This window comes from Xanthomonas sp. 4461 (assembly GCF_024806475.1).
GTDB lineage: Bacteria > Pseudomonadota > Gammaproteobacteria > Xanthomonadales > Xanthomonadaceae > Xanthomonas > Xanthomonas arboricola_F.
In genome coordinates this window covers 59,658-74,608 of record NZ_JANTYV010000004.1, presented here as the reverse complement: position 1 = coordinate 74,608, position 14,951 = coordinate 59,658, and the positions used below count along the sequence as shown (strand labels likewise).

Here is a 14,951-nt window from a genome sequence, read left to right as displayed (position 1 = left end):
GGACGGGGCGAAGCCACGCGTGTGGCTCCAACCGCAATAGGCTCCGCCCGTCCCCTCATCCGCCCCGTGGGGCATCTTCTCCCGGCGGGAGGAGGGAATTTGGCGCTGCCGCTGAATGCAGTGGACCATCTGCCGATCTCTCGCAGCTCTCCGTCAATCCACGATCAACCTAAACCCTGTCAACGCGCAGACCGCTCCCCACGCGCCATGCTCGAAAACACGCCGTCGCGGCGCACCCATGCATGGAACAGCGCCGCGCTCAGATGCCCCAGCACGGTGGCGAACAGCAGATACGCCAGCCAGCCATGCGCCGTGCGTAGCCACGCATACAGCGCCGGGTCGTGCGGAGCGATCGCCGGCAGGTTCGCGCCGGGCCACAGCACGATCGGGTAGCCACCGGCCGACAGCATCGCCCAGCCGATCAACGGCATGCCCAGCATCAACGCATACAACAGCCAGTGCGAGGCGATCGCGGCGGCCTTCTGCCAGGCAGGCAAATCCTCAGGCAACGCCGGCGGCCGATGGCGCAGGCGGTTGATCAGGCGCAGCACCGCCAGGACCAGGATCGCGATACCCAACGGGCGATGCAGATCGATCAACCACGGCCGTTGCGTCACCGAGGCGACCATGCCGACGCCGACGAACAGCATGGTCAGGATCATCGCGGCCATCAGCCAATGCAGCACGCGCGCGGGCAGGTTGAAGTGCGTCGGACGGCTCATTGATGTGCTCCCTGGCCGGTGGCGGCACTGCCCTTGCCGCTGGCGATCTCGCGCTCGCGGCGGTTGAACGACTGCGAATACACCGACGAGCGCGCGGCCAGGATCGGATCGTTGGAGGCGGCAAGGCCCTTGGGCAGGATCAGCGGATCGTAGTTCAGATCGCGGCACGGCCCGTTGGCCTGCGGTTGCGCATGATCCAGGGTCAGCGTCCCGGCCACGATCTGCTTGCGGCTCTCCGGCCACGGCTGCGAGGGATCATCCACCGCATCGCCGGGTTCGGCCACGGTCAACACCATGTCCCAGCGCAACGGCCCCTGCGCCAGCCGCGCATCCAGGTCGGTGGCGAGAAAATCGCCATCGGCCTGCTTGCGTTGCTCGGCGCTCAATTCCTTGAACGGCGTATGCGGGCGCATCGACCAGCGGATGTAGCGCTCGCGCCCATCCGCTGCGATCGCGCGGAACGCATTGACGCCGTTGTACTGCGTGTTGGCCCAGCTATCCGACCACGGTGCGGTCTTGGCCCATTGCTGGAATTTGGCGGCCTCTGGATATTGCTTGCCGAAGGCGGCCAGTTTTTCCGGATCCGGTTTGCCAGTGGCCGGGTCCGGCTTGGAGGCCACATTCAGGGCCTGGAAGCCGGCCGGCGTGGCCACCACGAAGAATGGAAAGCTGTTCATCGCGGTGCGCCATTCCTGGCCGTCGTCGCTGCGCAACAGCAGCGCCATGCTGCGCACGCGCGCCGCGCCATCGGCGCCATGCGGGTCGCCGCCGCCGATCGACATGCGCCCCAGCACCGGTGTGCTGGCCTGGCTGAAGATGCGCGCCGACGACAGCCAGCTCGCCTTGCCGCTGGACTGGAATTGCCCGCTCACGCACACGCCCTTGGTATGCGCACGCCGAAAGCCCGGATGCGGCGGCCCGCTGGATTCGATGGTATCGGTCATGCGCGCGGCGGTGAGCCGGTCGCCGCCGATCCAGCCGGCGGTCCAGGCAAAGGCGATGGCGATCCCACCGGCGATGGCAGCAATGCCCAGCAACGGCAGCACCGGGCGGCGCGTGTGTCCGGGGGAGGGAGGTGGCAACGTCATGGCTGGCTCCGGTATCGTGCAATAGGCGGTGTGTTGGCTGGCGCACCGTCGCCACACCCTGGCTTTGGATGAGCACGCCCGCACCGCATCATCTGAAATTCTCCGCCGCCGGGGTGTGATGCCGGTACTTATCGCTCAGTGGAGAGTTCAGAGATCCGGCGTCTGTCTCAGCCATTGTGTGGCTCAATCTCGGTGATACGAAGCACCTGCCGACTGGCTTTCGTCACGGGCAACTCACTCAACGATGTCCGTTGCCGGACTCAGTCAGATGACGCGGTTGAAAGGGTGAGTCCGACAATGCGCCAGGGGCTCACTGCGCATCCTCAGGACGAAGCGGTGAGAATGACCAATCGAACGTTGCCATGAGTTCTTTTGCCGAGTCATCGAACTCGGGCCAATAATGGTGTGCATGCGGTGTTGGGATAACGACCCTCCCCGAGACAAAACCCATTGTCTGCAGTCTTGCGGAAAACCTGTCTAGCGGACCGTAAGCAAACAACTGATTGTGGCGGTCCCATATCACCGTTGCTCTGCTGGTCGGCGAGTGGGCCCATAAGTCATAACGTGCATCTGCCGAGAGAAAGGCGGCAAAGCGCGCTAGAAATGCGCTCACCTCCGAAAGCTCCAATGTGGAAGCTTGATAGCGTCCTGGGTCCGCTTCGCCGCGGGGGGTATGGAGGACGTACAAGAGATGGTATGGGGGCTCCATGCATGCAGTCAGGCTTTCGAAAATCGCTGGATTTCCGTCGGGAACACCCGCGACGATGCGATCTGCCAATTCGAAAACCGCCGAGTGGCAGTGCGCGTGCCACTGCCCATCATGCATATGATCGAGTTTGTACATGGGTGTCTACTACCGCTCTGGTTGGCTAGGCTCATCGGCAGCAGGCCGCTGACAAAGCGTTGCGTATGGTCTGAACCACAACGCTGCGGGGTAATGTCGTTCAGTCCTGCCCGAGCCGCTTGAGTAGATGGGCAGTTCCCCCAATCTATCGCCTTTAGCCCGCGTAGCGTTGCTGCAGCATCGCAAACGCCGAGCGCAGCGCCAGCGCCTCGCCGCCGGCGGGGCGGCCGGGGCGGTCGCTGTCGTTCCAGGCGTAGACGTCCAGGTGCGCCCATTGTTGCCCCGGCGCCACGAAGCGCTCCAGATACAGCGCGGCGGTGACCGCACCGGCCATGCGCGAGCCGGCGTTGGCCATGTCGGCCACGTGGCTGTTGAGATAGCGCAGGTACGGGCGCCACAGCGGCATGCGCCAGACCGGGTCGCGGGTCTGCTCGCCGGCGCTGATCCAGGCCTGTGCCAGCGCATCGTCGTTGGCGAACAGGGCTGGCAGATCCGGGCCCAGCGCGATGCGTGCGGCACCGGTGAGCGTGGCGAAATCCAGGATCAGGTCCGGGCGCTGTTCGGTGGCGTAGCTCAGCGCATCGCACAGCACCAGGCGGCCTTCGGCATCGGTGTTGTCCACTTCCACCGTGACGCCGGCGCGGGTGGTGATGACTTCGCCCGGGCGGAACGCATCCGGGCCGACCGCGTTTTCCACCGCGGCAATCAACAGGGTCAGCCGCACCGGCAACTGCTGCGCCATCACCAGGCCAGCCAGCGCCAACGCATGCGCCGCGCCGCCCATATCCTTTTTCATGTTGCGCATGCCATCGGCGGGCTTGAGATCCAGCCCGCCGGTGTCGAAGCACACGCCCTTGCCGACCAGCACCAGATGCGGATGCGCGGCATCGCCCCACTGCAGCTGGATCAGCCGCGGTGCACGATGCGAGGCGCGGCCCACGGCGTGGATGGTGGGGAAGTTCTGCGCCAGCAGCGCATCGCCCACGATCGCCTCCACCTGCGCGCCGTGGGCCTGCGCCACTGCACGGGTGGCGTCTTCCAGTTGCTGCGGGCCCATGTCTTCGGTCGGCGTATTGACCCAGTCGCGCACCTGCAGGCACGCAGCAATCAGTGCGCGCGTGGCGGCCGATGGCGTGGCCGCCAACTCGGCCGGTGCGCGCGGCACCTTGCGGTAGCGCGCGAAGCGATAGGCACCCAGCCCCCACCCCAGATGCAGCAACCCCAGTTCGGCGTCGCTCAGGCTGTTGGCCAGCGTCCAGCGGCTGGCTGGCGGCAGCGCCATCGGTGCATGCGCATAGGCATATGCATCGGCGCGGTCGCCGACGCCCACGATCGCGCCGGCCAGGCCCTGGTCGCCGGGCAGCAACAACACGCTACCGGGCGCGGCATCGAAGCGCTGCGCCTGCGCCCACGCCAGCACCCGCGTGGGCTGCTCGGCGCACCAGCGCGCAAAGCCCTCGCGGTCGAGCACATACAGCGGCAGCGCGGCGGCGGCGGGATCGGTGAAACCGGTGAGGTGCGACATGGACATCCTTCAATGGCGGTGTGCGCGGTCGGATTGAACTCAGGCGGGAATGCAGACGCCGTCGCGCGCGGCGCCTGGGTGCGGTTGCTGCGCGTCCAGCCAGTCGGCCAGCCCGGTCATGCTGTCGAACTCCAGGTCCGGCTGCTGGGTCGGGTGCGACCACGCTGCGCCGTCGCGATTGATCCAGCAGGCACGCAAGCCGGCATCCAGCGCGCCCAGCACATCCATGCGGATGTGGTCGCCCACATGCAGCACCTGCGCGGGCGGCACCTCCAGCCGCGCGCAGGCCGCCAGAAAGATGCTCGCATCGGGTTTTGCGCTGCCGTGTTCGCGCGAGCCCAGCTGAAACGCGAAGTGGTGCATCAGCCCGATGCGCTGCAGATCGGCATTACCGTTGCTGAGCGCGGCCACCGGCACATGTGCGGCGATGCGTGCCAGCGCGTCGAGCGCATCCGGATAGCATTCCACCTGGTTGCGCGCGGCATAGAACACCTCGTAGGCCGGTTCCAGCAGCTCCAGATCGCCGCCGCTTTCGCGCAGGGCCATTTCCAGCGTCAACCGGCGCAGCGCGCTGAGGTCGTGATGCAGCTGCGGGTTGTCGGCAAAGCTGCGCTCGCGCAACTCGCGCATCGCCTCCACCGGAAACCGCTCGGCAGTGACCGGGCTGTGCTCGCGCATCCAGTCGTACAGCACCTGATCGATGCGCGCACCGATCGGTGCGAAGGGCCACAACGTATCGTCGAGGTCGAGGGTGATGGCGCGGATTGGGAAACTCATCGCGAGATTTTACGGCCGTTACGCGGGAATGGGGAATGGGGAATCGGGAGTGGGGAATGGGTAGAGCAGCGCAGCTGCGGGCAGCATCACTGCTCTTGCGATTCCCAATTCCCAAATCCCGATTCCCGGCTACTCAAGCAGCCTGGCCCAGCGCTGCATTCCCTCCACCCGGCTCAGCACCATCTTGATGCAGACCAGCAGCGGTACCGCCAGCAGCAGGCCGATCATGCCCCACAGCCAGCCGAACAGCATCAGCGCCAGGATCAGCATCAGTGGCGAGATCGCCATGCGCCGGCCCAGTACGATCGGGGTGACCACCTGGCCTTCGATGGTGTGCAGCGCCAGATACAGGATCGCCGGCAGCATCGCCGACAGCGGGGTGCGAAATTCCACAAAGCCCATCAGCAGCATCAGCATTACGCCGATCAGCGGGCCGACGTAGGGCGCGAAATTCAGCAGCGCCACCACCGTGCCCCAGAGCAGGGCTTCGGGCAGCGGAATCTGCAAGACATACAAAATTCCGGCAAAAATCAGCCCGACCAGCGTATTGATCACGCTGATGGTGAGCACATACCGCGAGACCTCGCGCTCGATGTCGAGCATGATCTCGGTGGTGAAGCGTTGCTGCTGCCGGTTGGGTAACAACGCAATCGCATGCCGTTGTAGGCTTTCGCCATAGACCATGAAGAAAAACGTCAGCAGCACCACGGCAAGCACCGAGGCGGCCAGCTTGGGTGTACGTACCAGCGCCTTGTACGGGTCGTCCATCTGCGTGCGCACGATCTGCACGCCGCGCTGGCCTTCGCCACCGGCCGCACGTGCAAAGTTTTCCGCCGCCTGATTGGCCTGCATCACCGGCTTGGTGAAATCGCGCACATCGCGTGCGATCTGCCGCATCTGGCGCGGCGCCTGTTGCACCCATTCGGCGGCAGGGCCGGCCAATTGTGCGGCCAGCGTCACCGTACCGGCCAGGCCCAGGCACAGCACCAGCAGGGCGCCGAGAAAGCGCGGGATGTAGAGCTTGCGCAGTCCACGCAGGATGGGATTGCCGATCAGTGCGAAGAATGCCGCCAGCATGATCGGCAGGATGATCGTCTGCGCCGCCCATAAGGTGTAGCCCACCGCAAGCGTTGCCAGCACCACCAGCGAGGCCGGTGCCCGTGGGCGAGGCGCCGGAGGCGGGGGGAGCGGATCTGCCGGAATGGCAGTGTCCAAGGAATCAACGGGGATAGACATGCGCGCCCTGGCAGCAGACTGGCGTGCTGCCAGCGGTGGGCCATTATCGGCACAATGCGTCAACGGCGCGCACAGGGCCTGTGCGTGCGGTGTCAGTGCGAGGATGCAGAGCTGGCGGCCTCGACCATGCCAGGACGCGGCGCAAGAGCGCCGCATCCAATAGCGACGATCAGGCGGCGCGTTCGGCGGGTACCTGTACCACCGTGACCGTCGGTTCGGCCGCCACTTCTTCGGCATTATCGGCTGCACGCTCGGCCTGCTCGGAGGCTTCCTGCGCGCGGTGCGCCGTAAACAACGCAGAGATCGTGCTGATCATCTGCAGAATCTTGGGAATGCCGCCCAGCTTGCTGGCGATGCTGCCCAGCGCGGCCTGTGGTTCGTTACGGCCGGTGACAAAGCCCAGCCCGAAGCCGACTAGCATGATGCGTGCCGGCGACCAGCCTGCACGCCAGGTCTGGCGCAACTGGCTCCAGTGCGTGCGCGTTTCCTGCGCGCGCCCTTCCACCAACATTTCAGCGCGTTCCACGTGTTGACGCATGGTGCCGAACTTCATGGATGTCCCCCACTTACAGGTTCGGCGGCGGTATCGTCCTCGTTGGAATCGTCGAAGATGCCCAACTTGATCAACTGACGCCGCGTTGCGTTCATGCCGGTGTGATCGAAATAGAAGAACACTCGCCATGCCGCGATACCGGTGACCAGCAAACTGGCCAGGGCGGTGAAAAACATCGCCTGAAACCACGACAAGCCGGCGCGTTGCAGCAAGGCGATGATGGCGCCCGCCAGCAACAGCCATGACGACGCGCCGAACACCACTGCCACGCACGCCCACGCCAGGCCACGCCCGAATGCACTGCGTGCTAACCGTAAGTCGGCCGACACCAACCGGCGCAATGCGCGACCGGTGTCCTTGGCCGAGCCCAGCGTTGCGCGGCCTGCAGCGCCGACCGCACGTACGCTTTCGTCCAGGCCCGGCGTTTCCGGACGCGCCTCTGGCGCGCCGGAACCGGCAGCTGTAGAAGCCTGATCGCTCACGACTTAGTTATCGTTGCTACGTGCCAGCTTGGCGATGACCCAGCCAGCGGCAAACGCAACGCCGAATGCGGCCAACGGACGCTCGCGGATCAGGTCGGTGGCGCTGTCGAGCAAGTCGTTGCCCTTGGCGACCAGCACGTCCATCTGTTCCTTCGCTGCTGCGCCGCCGAACTCGGCCGCGGCCATGCCAGCCAGTGCGGTGTCGGACAGTTCGGCCTTGACGTTGGCACGACCGAGTTTGAGCTCGTCGCCCGCAGCGCTGGTGGCGCCCTTGACGGCTTCACCGGCGGCGCTGGCGGCCGACTTCAGGTGGGTGCCGGCTTCGCTCAGGTTTTCCTTCAGCTGATCGGTATTGGTGGGGCTCATGCGATATCTCCTTCGGTCATTGATGGCAGCCGCCACTTACGTGCGGTCGTGCAGTAGCAATAGCATCGGGGGGGTGTAGGAGGCGTTAGTGGAAACAGCGTGCAGTCACGGCGCCTCAACGCATCAGCGCGTCGTATTGCGCGTTGCCGCGCAGGATCCGCACCACCAGCTGCTGCGGTTTGCGCTGGAAATTGGCGCGCCAGCTGGCCAGGTCCGCAAACTCGCCCACGCTGCTGGCCACGATCACATCGCCGGACACCAGGCCGTTGGCCGCTGCGCGTCCGCCGCGTTTGACCTCGCTGACCATGACACCGGTGATGCCGGACTGACGTAGCGACTCTGGCAGATCCACAAACGTGGCGCCGCCCAGCCGCGGGTCGAGCATGTCGCCGGTGACCGCACGGTCCTGTTCCTTCAGCGTGGCCTTGAGCTTGAGCGGCTTGCCGTCGCGACGGATGTCCAGTGTCACCGCACTGCCAACCGCTTGCAGGCCTTCGTAGTTGTGCAGCGCTTCTGCGCTGTCCACGCGTTGATCGTTGGCGGCCACCACGACGTCGCCGGGCTGCACGCCGGCCGTGGCCGCCGCAGAGCCTGGCAACACGCGCGTCACCAGTGCGCCGCGCAGCGAATCCACACCCAGGCCCTGCAGCATCTGCTGGGTGAGGTTCTGGGTTTCAAGGCCGAGCGTGCCGCGCACCACCACGCCCTTGGTCACCAGTTGCTCGACCACGTTGCGCGCAAGGTTGGAGGGAATCGCCAGCCCCAGGCCGATATTGCCGGCCATGCTGCCCTGCGGGTTGAAGCTGGCGGTGTTGATGCCGACCAGCTGACCCTGCAGGTTGACCAGCGCACCGCCGGAATTGCCAGGGTTGATCGAGGCATCGGTCTGGATGAAGTTCTGGTAGCCCAGGCCGCGAATACCGCTACGTCCCACCGCCGAGACGATGCCGGAGGTCACGGTCTGGGTGAAGCCGAACGGGTTGCCGATCGCCACCACAAAGTCGCCTACGCGCAAGGCGTTGCTGTCGGCCAGCTTGATGTCGGTGAGGTTGTCGGCCTTGATGCGGATCAGTGCGATGTCGGTGTCCGCATCGGAGCCGATGAAGTCGGCCTTGACCGTGCGTCCGTCGCCGAGCGTCACCTGCACGTCGTCGGCATTTTCGATGACGTGATGGTTGGTCAGCACATAGCCTTTTTGCGCATCGATGATCACGCCCGAGCCCAGCGATTCGTTGATGCGGTCCTGCGGAATCTCCGGAAACAGCCGGCGCAGGATGGGATCGTTGAAGAAGGGGTTGCGCACGCGCACCACCTGCTTGGTGTTGACGCTCACCACCGCTGGCATCGCCTGCTGCAGCATCGGTGCCAGCGAGGGCACCGGTTGCCCGGCAACCGCGGCCGGTAACGCGGCTGCTGCCGGCAAGGTGAAGTTGGTGGTGCCGGCCGGCGTGGCTTCGGCGCGGTTGTCCAGCCACGCGTTGATGCCGGTGGCGGCAAAGCCGCCGAAGGCGGCGGCCAGGGAAAGCGTCAGCAAGGTGGGAAGCGGTCGCATGGAACGGATTCCGGGTTATGCGGTGGAGGAGGAATAGGGGGGCTGGCTGCGTAAATCAAGCTGAACGAGAGTGCCAGCCAGCAATTTAACTGCCGGTGAAAGAGCCGCGCATGCCTTGCCGCCATTGCGTTGACAGCCCGCCGAGCCGGGCGTAGCGTCCGCTTGATCCGATGCCTGTTCAGCATATGCATGCCGTCGTGCATCGCCCACGTTTCCCGCACTGACGCCCCTAAGGAGGGTCTATGAGCAACGGCAATGGTGTGACGGCAACCCTGTCCGACGCCGTCGATAGCGTAAAGAGCACTGCAACCGAGCTGACCGACACCATCGCCAGCACCACCAGCGAGGCGGTGACCAGCGCGCAGGAAGCTGCAGGCGTGGCTGTGGCAGAGGTCAAGACGCGCGTCGCCAAGGCCCGCAAGGCGGTGGTCAAGGCGGAGAAGAACGCGGTTGCCAAGGCCGGCGAAGCGGCGACCGCAGTCAAGCGTGGCGTGGCCAAGACCAAGCGCTCATTGACCGCGACCAAGGACGCTGCCAAAGACAAGCTGACGGCCACCAAGGATGCAGCCAAGCAGAAATTGCTTTCCACCAAGGATGCGGCCAGGCACAAGCTGACCTCGACCAAGGATGCCGCCAAGCAGAAGTTGAGCAGCACCAGCGCGGCGGCTAGGAAGAAGATCTCCGATACCAAGGCCAACACCAGGCAGAAGCTGGAAACCGCCAAGGCCAACGCCAAGGCCGAAGCAGCTGCGCTGAGCGCCAAGACCGCCGCCAAGAGTGCGGCGCGCAAGACCGCCGTGGCAACGGTGAGCGCGCACACGGCCGCAAAGAAGGCCGCAGCCAAATCGGCCTCGCTCAAGAAGTCGGTGGCCAAAGGCATCGCCAAGAAAGCACCGGTCGCCAAGCAGACCGCGACCAAGCAGGCGGCAGTGAAGAAGGCCCCGCTGAAGAAGGCCGTGACCAAGACCGCCTTGAAGAAGGCGGCCAAAGTCACCAAGACGCCGGCAACGCGCGCTGTGGCCAAGACTACTGCGGCTCGCAAGGCCGTGGGCAAAAAGGCCGTCAAGCGCGTCACGCGCTGAGGGTTGAGGGTTGAGGGTGGCATTGCGTCGCGTCGCTCGTGCTGTCAGCGCAGACGTGTGCGGCAACTTGGACGTACGTGCAGGACGAGATAGACGTGCAAGTTGAGATTTACGTAACGAGATTTACGTAAAGGTGATGCATATCGAGAGAGGCCGGCGCGGTCGTAGAGCGCCGGCCTTTTTCATGTGCGTAGCAGACGCGTTCGCCGCGGTGGGTAAGCCGGCGCTGAGCTTAAGACCCTCTCCTGCGGGTGGGGTGAGGGCACGGGGCGAAGCGCTCAGGGTGATTCGATTACGGCGCGTGATGCTCCAAAGGGATTTCGACTCCACGTCGCGTTGCGACAACTGCACAAGGCCGCGCGCCCACGCTCATCACTCGCGGTGCTGCGCGCGTACCCTCATCTGCCCCTGCGGGGCGCCTTTTTCTCCCGGTGGGGGAAGGGAAGCAGCTCCTGCTCTTGGCTACTCGAGCCCTTCAACGAGCTGCTCGGCCCCCTTGCGGATTCCCGCCTTTGCCGCATCGTATGCGCCCAGGCTGGCCTTGATGTTCATTGCGCTGGGATACTGCTTCTCGACATACGCGGCGAGCAGGCGATCGCTTTGCGCATCGAAGATCTCCACCGCATAACTGACCGACCCGGAGAATGCGCCTTCCTTGCCGCGTGCGGCCTGTACGGCGTTGTACGAACCGCCGCCCAGATCCACCTTCATGATGGTGCCCAGCACGCGCTTGCTGGGCTTGGCGCCGGTCAGGGTGATGCGTACCCGCAATGTGTCGCGATCGGCCGACGTCGTCGGGCGCCAGCGCCGCGCAATGGCATTGCCGAATTCCTGCTGCATGACGTCGGCCAGCATGCGCTTGTCCTGCTCCGGCACGTTCTCGAACTGCGCGTCCGGACCGCGGTAGATGGCGACCGGCTCGACAATGGCTGCGTGGTAGTGCGTCCAATCCACATCGCTGTGATACGCGTACGGCATGCGATCGCCGCGGCTGCCGTCGTGCGGACGCAGGTAACCGGACGATGGCAACTGGCGATACGGCATGGGGCCGGTGCTGGCGCAGCCGATCAGGGTGATGCCGACAACGGCAAGCGTGCAGCAACGGGTGATGACATGGACAGGCATGACTGGGTCCTGTGAGACACAAAACGGTTGTGAAGGAAGCGGCGTGCGCGAATGCTCAACGCAGCAGAAGACGTGCCAGCGCCAACGCAAACAGCGCACCGGCAGCCGTGAACAACACACCGCGCGTGGCCCAGCGTTGCAGGCGATGTGTCTGGCGTGCGCTGCGGATGTCCGGTAACGCACACCAGATGTCGCGGTTGCGCGTACCGGTGCGGCCGCAGCGAAATTCCGCTGCCGGTGCCAACGCCGTGCTAGACGCGATCACACTGTCGTTGGCGGCGCGTTGCATGGCCAATGGCGACAGCGTGGTCGAAACCTGTGGGGTGGAGCGGGTCGGGCGAATCATCACCATGCATCCTGGATGCGTGCGGTGAGTGCACTCTAGACAGGCAGGTTTAGAAAGTTATTGGAAGCCAACAGCACCCCGCCACAGCGCGCATGACCTCTTGCTGGGATCGGCAAACCCCCTGCGCCCACCGGATGAGCGCGGCCGCTTACGCTGGCGACGCCGTTGTGCGCTGGGTCCTACAGCGAGGTCAGGCCTATGCGATCTCCCCCGCTCGCGCAGGGAAAGCGGCAAGGGGCAGCCGTCCATCCCGGTCTCAAGGCGCCGGCCACACCTGCGTGGCGGCCGCGCCATGTTTGGTCAGCTGCGCTTGGCAGTTGGCGCGCTGGTGCCGGCAAACACCACGCGCACGCAGAGGCCGCGTCCTTCGGTGCCTTCGCAGGTTTCGATCGTCGCGCCATGCAGTCGGGCAATGCCGGCGACCAACGACAGCCCGATTCCGCTGCCCTGCACTTCGCTGCCCGGCACGCGATAAAAGCGCTCGAAGATCGACGCATGCGCGGCCTCCGGCACACCGGGGCCGTCGTCGCTCACCTGCACGAAGGGGTGCAGCACATCGGCACGCAGGCAGTAGCCGCAACTCACTTCCACCGTGCCGTGGGTGCGCCCGTAGCGGATGGCGTTGTCGACCAGGTTGCGGATCAGGATGCCCACCGCATCCACATCGCAGCGCAGCAGGCACGGCGATGCCTCCACCTGGAGGTTGATCTGACGTGCGTCGGCCTGCACGCTGAACTCGTCCAGTACATGCGAAATCAATTCGCCCATGTCGACCTGGTGATAGGCGGCCGAACTGATGCCCGCATCCAGGCGCGCCAGATCCAGCAACTGTTCGGCCAGGCGGTTGCTGCGGCGTGCGGTCTCCAGCAACTGATGCAGCGCCGCGTCCTTGGCCTCCAGCGTGGGCGCACGCAGGGCGACCTCTGCATACGCATGCAGCGCCGACAGTGGCGTGCGCAGCTCGTGTGCTGCGTCGGCAACGAAATCGCGCTCGGCCTGCACGGTTTTTTCCACGCGCGCCAGCAAGGTGTTGAACGAGGCGATCAGCGGGCGGATTTCATCCGGTACACGCTCCAGCGGCACCGGCTCGGTGTCCAGCCCGGTGCGCTGCGCAATGGCGAGCGAGACCGTGCGCAGCGGCCCGAGCGAGGTGCGTACCGCCCACCACACCAGCACGCCCAGGATCGCCAGCTGCAAGGTGTTGAGCACCACGGCGGTCAATGTCTGGTTGAGGCTCATGCGCGAGGACATGGCACCTGTCGTGGCGACAACGCCCGGCGTGCCGGTGGCATCGCTGGCCATATCGAAGCGCCGTTCCAGCGTATCGGGCAGCGCGCTGACCAGGCGGTCGCCAAGCAGGTTGAGTTCCTGCTCGACCACGCTGTGATGGCCCTGGGTGACCAGCGCGATCAGGATCCATAGCGAGGTCGACCAGCTCAGCAGGACGATGGCCGCCAATGCCGCCAGCATGCGCGCCTGCAAGGAGGTCATTCCGGTGCCTTGCCGATCATGTATCCCTGGCCGTAGACGGTGGAGATCAGCTCATCGCCGAGCTTGCGCCGCAACTGATGCACATACACCGCAATCATGTTGCTGCCGCCTTCCGACGGGCCGCCATACACGCCTTCTTCCAGCTGATCCTTGGTGACCACGCGCCCGGCACGCTCCATCAATGCCAGCAGCAATCGATATTCATGCGCGCTCAATGCCACCCAGGTACCTGCACGGGTGACCTTGCGGCTGCTCGGATCCACGCAGACATCGCCCTGGCTGAGCACCGGTACCACGCGGCCCTGGCTGCGCCGGGTGATCGCGCGCAGCCGCGCCATCAGCTCGTCGAACTGGAAGGGCTTGACCAGGTAATCGTCGGCGCCGGCGTCCAGGCCGCGGATGCGGTCGGTGAGCTGGCCGCGTGCGGTCAGCGCAATCACCGGGGTGGCGTCGTAGTGGCTGCGTAAAAAGCGGATCACCGTCAGCCCGGACTCGCCGGGCAGGCCGATATCCAGCAGCACTGCGGTGTAGCGGTGATCCACCAGGGCGGTCTTGGCCGCGTTGGCGCTGCCGACATGGTCGATGGTCCAGCTCTGCTGGCGTACGCCGTCGCAGATGGCATTGGCCAGCATGGTGTCGTCTTCGACGAGGAGCAGGTGCATAAGGGGTCCGCTGGGCATCGGGCAATCCGAGATCCGCGGCACTGTCGAAGATGCGCGTTAGGGAAATATTAGTGCATGCCCCGTCCGGCGCGGCTGCGTCCCCGATGGGCGGCCCAGGAGCCCGAACCGCAGGGCTCGCCGGGCGGCTCAGTGCTGCAGGATGGCGCGCAGCGCCGGCTCCAGTTGCGTGTACTGGAAGCGGAATCCGCCATCGAGCGCACGCTGCGGCAGCACGCGTTGACTGATCAGCAGCAGGTCGGCCATCTCGCCGAATCCCAGCCGCAGCAGCCCGGCCGGCAGCGCCAGCAGCGCGGGGCGATGCAGTGCCTTGGCCAGCGTGCGCGCGAACTCGGCATTGCTGACCGGGTTGGGCGCGGTGGCGTTGTAGGCGCCGGGCTGGCCGTGCTGCAGCAGCCAGACCAGCAGTGCGACCATGTCGGCGCGGTGGATCCAGCTCATCCAGTGCCGGCCGTTGCCGAACGGCCCGCCGCCGCCCAGCCGAAACGCCGGCAGCATGCGTGCCAGCGCGCCGCCGTTGCGGTCCAGCACGATGCCGGTGCGCACCCAGCTCACGCGCGGGCCAAGCGCGCCGATGCGTGCGGCTTCCGCTTCCCAGTCGCGGCACAGCGCGGCCGAGAAGTCATCGCCTGCGGCATCTGCTTCGGTCAAGGTGGTGTCGCCGCGCTCGCCGTAATAGCCCACCGCCGAGCCGGAGATCAGCACCGACGGCCGCTGCGCAGCTGGCTGTTGCGCAATCCAGTCGTGCAGTTGGCGGGTGATGCCCAGCCGCGAATCGCGAAAACGTTGCTTGCGGGCGGCGGTCCAGCGTCCGGCGGCCAATGGTTCGCCGGCCAGGTTGATGACGGCATCGGCCTGCACCCCGTTCAGTGTGTCGACGGCGGTCACGCCGGGCAGGGTACGGCTGGCCCGGCGGATGTCCCGCGTCAGCACGCTGATCTGATGGCCGGCATGCAGCAGCGCGGGGCACAAGGCCTGGCCGATGAAGCCGGTGCCGCCGGTGATGAGCAAACGCATGTGAGGATCCTGGGTCGAGTCGATGCGGCACCATAGGCCAGGGCGGACCCAGGCGCAGTGAAGTG

The 14,951-nt window shown here is 65.7% G+C and carries 16 protein-coding genes; 1 reads left to right on the top strand and 15 read right to left on the bottom strand.

All coding sequences use genetic code 11. The annotated features are described in order from the left end of the window. Positions 1–179: 179 nt before the first annotated feature. The 10 genes from FHY19_RS15140 to FHY19_RS15095 form a co-directional block, all read right to left on the bottom strand. On the bottom strand, positions 180–722 hold the full coding sequence (locus FHY19_RS15140) for a cytochrome b (protein WP_259167024.1): 543 nt from the start codon (positions 720–722) through the stop codon (positions 180–182). After that, complete coding sequence (locus FHY19_RS15135; RefSeq protein ID WP_259157144.1) at positions 719–1,810, bottom strand: catalase family peroxidase; 1,092 nt, start codon at positions 1,808–1,810, stop codon at positions 719–721. The genes FHY19_RS15140 and FHY19_RS15135 overlap by 4 nt, the downstream gene beginning before the upstream one ends. Positions 1,811–2,120: 310 nt before the next feature. Continuing rightward, positions 2,121–2,654, bottom strand: coding sequence for a hypothetical protein (locus FHY19_RS15130; protein WP_259167023.1), 534 nt, complete (start codon positions 2,652–2,654; stop codon positions 2,121–2,123). A 154-nt stretch (positions 2,655–2,808) separates the two neighbouring features. Next, positions 2,809–4,179, bottom strand: coding sequence for a leucyl aminopeptidase family protein (locus FHY19_RS15125; RefSeq protein WP_259167022.1), 1,371 nt, complete (start codon positions 4,177–4,179; stop codon positions 2,809–2,811). 39 nt (positions 4,180–4,218) lie between these two features. Beyond that, entirely contained in the window at positions 4,219–4,956 is a 738-nt protein-coding gene (locus FHY19_RS15120; protein ID WP_259167020.1) for an HAD family hydrolase, read from the bottom strand. Between the two features lie 129 nt (positions 4,957–5,085). Beyond that, entirely contained in the window at positions 5,086–6,192 is a 1,107-nt protein-coding gene (locus FHY19_RS15115; RefSeq protein WP_259157135.1) for an AI-2E family transporter, read from the bottom strand. Positions 6,193–6,361: 169 nt separating this feature from the next. Further along, positions 6,362–6,745 carry a hypothetical protein gene (locus FHY19_RS15110; RefSeq protein WP_259167019.1) on the bottom strand — a complete coding sequence of 128 codons (384 nt, stop codon included), beginning with the start codon at positions 6,743–6,745 and terminating at the stop codon, positions 6,362–6,364. Next, on the bottom strand, positions 6,742–7,227 hold the full coding sequence (locus FHY19_RS15105; RefSeq protein ID WP_259167018.1) for a phage holin family protein: 486 nt from the start codon (positions 7,225–7,227) through the stop codon (positions 6,742–6,744). The genes FHY19_RS15110 and FHY19_RS15105 overlap by 4 nt, the downstream gene beginning before the upstream one ends. 3 nt (positions 7,228–7,230) lie before the next feature. Then, positions 7,231–7,593 (bottom strand): hypothetical protein, encoded by a 363-nt coding sequence (locus FHY19_RS15100; RefSeq protein ID WP_046965216.1) that lies wholly within the window; start codon positions 7,591–7,593, stop codon positions 7,231–7,233. Between the two features lie 115 nt (positions 7,594–7,708). Next, on the bottom strand, positions 7,709–9,145 hold the full coding sequence (locus FHY19_RS15095) for a Do family serine endopeptidase (RefSeq protein WP_259167017.1): 1,437 nt from the start codon (positions 9,143–9,145) through the stop codon (positions 7,709–7,711). A gap of 242 nt (positions 9,146–9,387) precedes the next feature. Between FHY19_RS15095 and FHY19_RS15090 the strand changes: the two genes are divergently transcribed. Beyond that, the gene (locus FHY19_RS15090; protein WP_259167016.1) at positions 9,388–10,227 is read left to right on the top strand and encodes a histidine biosynthesis protein HisIE; all 840 of its coding nucleotides are present in this window, start codon (positions 9,388–9,390) and stop codon (positions 10,225–10,227) included. 462 nt (positions 10,228–10,689) lie between these two features. Here FHY19_RS15090 and FHY19_RS15085 read toward each other — a convergent pair whose 3' ends face one another. The 5 genes from FHY19_RS15085 to FHY19_RS15065 form a co-directional block, all read right to left on the bottom strand. Then, a complete protein-coding gene (locus FHY19_RS15085; RefSeq protein WP_259167015.1) occupies positions 10,690–11,352 on the bottom strand; it encodes a DUF3313 domain-containing protein in 663 nt (220 codons plus the stop codon). A gap of 55 nt (positions 11,353–11,407) precedes the next feature. After that, positions 11,408–11,698 (bottom strand): hypothetical protein, encoded by a 291-nt coding sequence (locus FHY19_RS15080; RefSeq protein WP_259167014.1) that lies wholly within the window; start codon positions 11,696–11,698, stop codon positions 11,408–11,410. A gap of 300 nt (positions 11,699–11,998) precedes the next feature. Beyond that, on the bottom strand, positions 11,999–13,189 hold the full coding sequence (locus tag FHY19_RS15075) for an ATP-binding protein (protein WP_259167013.1): 1,191 nt from the start codon (positions 13,187–13,189) through the stop codon (positions 11,999–12,001). Further along, positions 13,186–13,851, bottom strand: a complete 666-nt coding sequence (locus tag FHY19_RS15070; protein WP_104612320.1) for a response regulator transcription factor — start codon at positions 13,849–13,851, stop codon at positions 13,186–13,188. Before FHY19_RS15070 ends, FHY19_RS15075 begins: the two co-directional genes overlap by 4 nt. Positions 13,852–13,998: 147 nt before the next feature. Next, on the bottom strand, positions 13,999–14,886 hold the full coding sequence (locus tag FHY19_RS15065; protein ID WP_259167011.1) for a TIGR01777 family oxidoreductase: 888 nt from the start codon (positions 14,884–14,886) through the stop codon (positions 13,999–14,001). Positions 14,887–14,951: the final 65 nt, after the last annotated feature.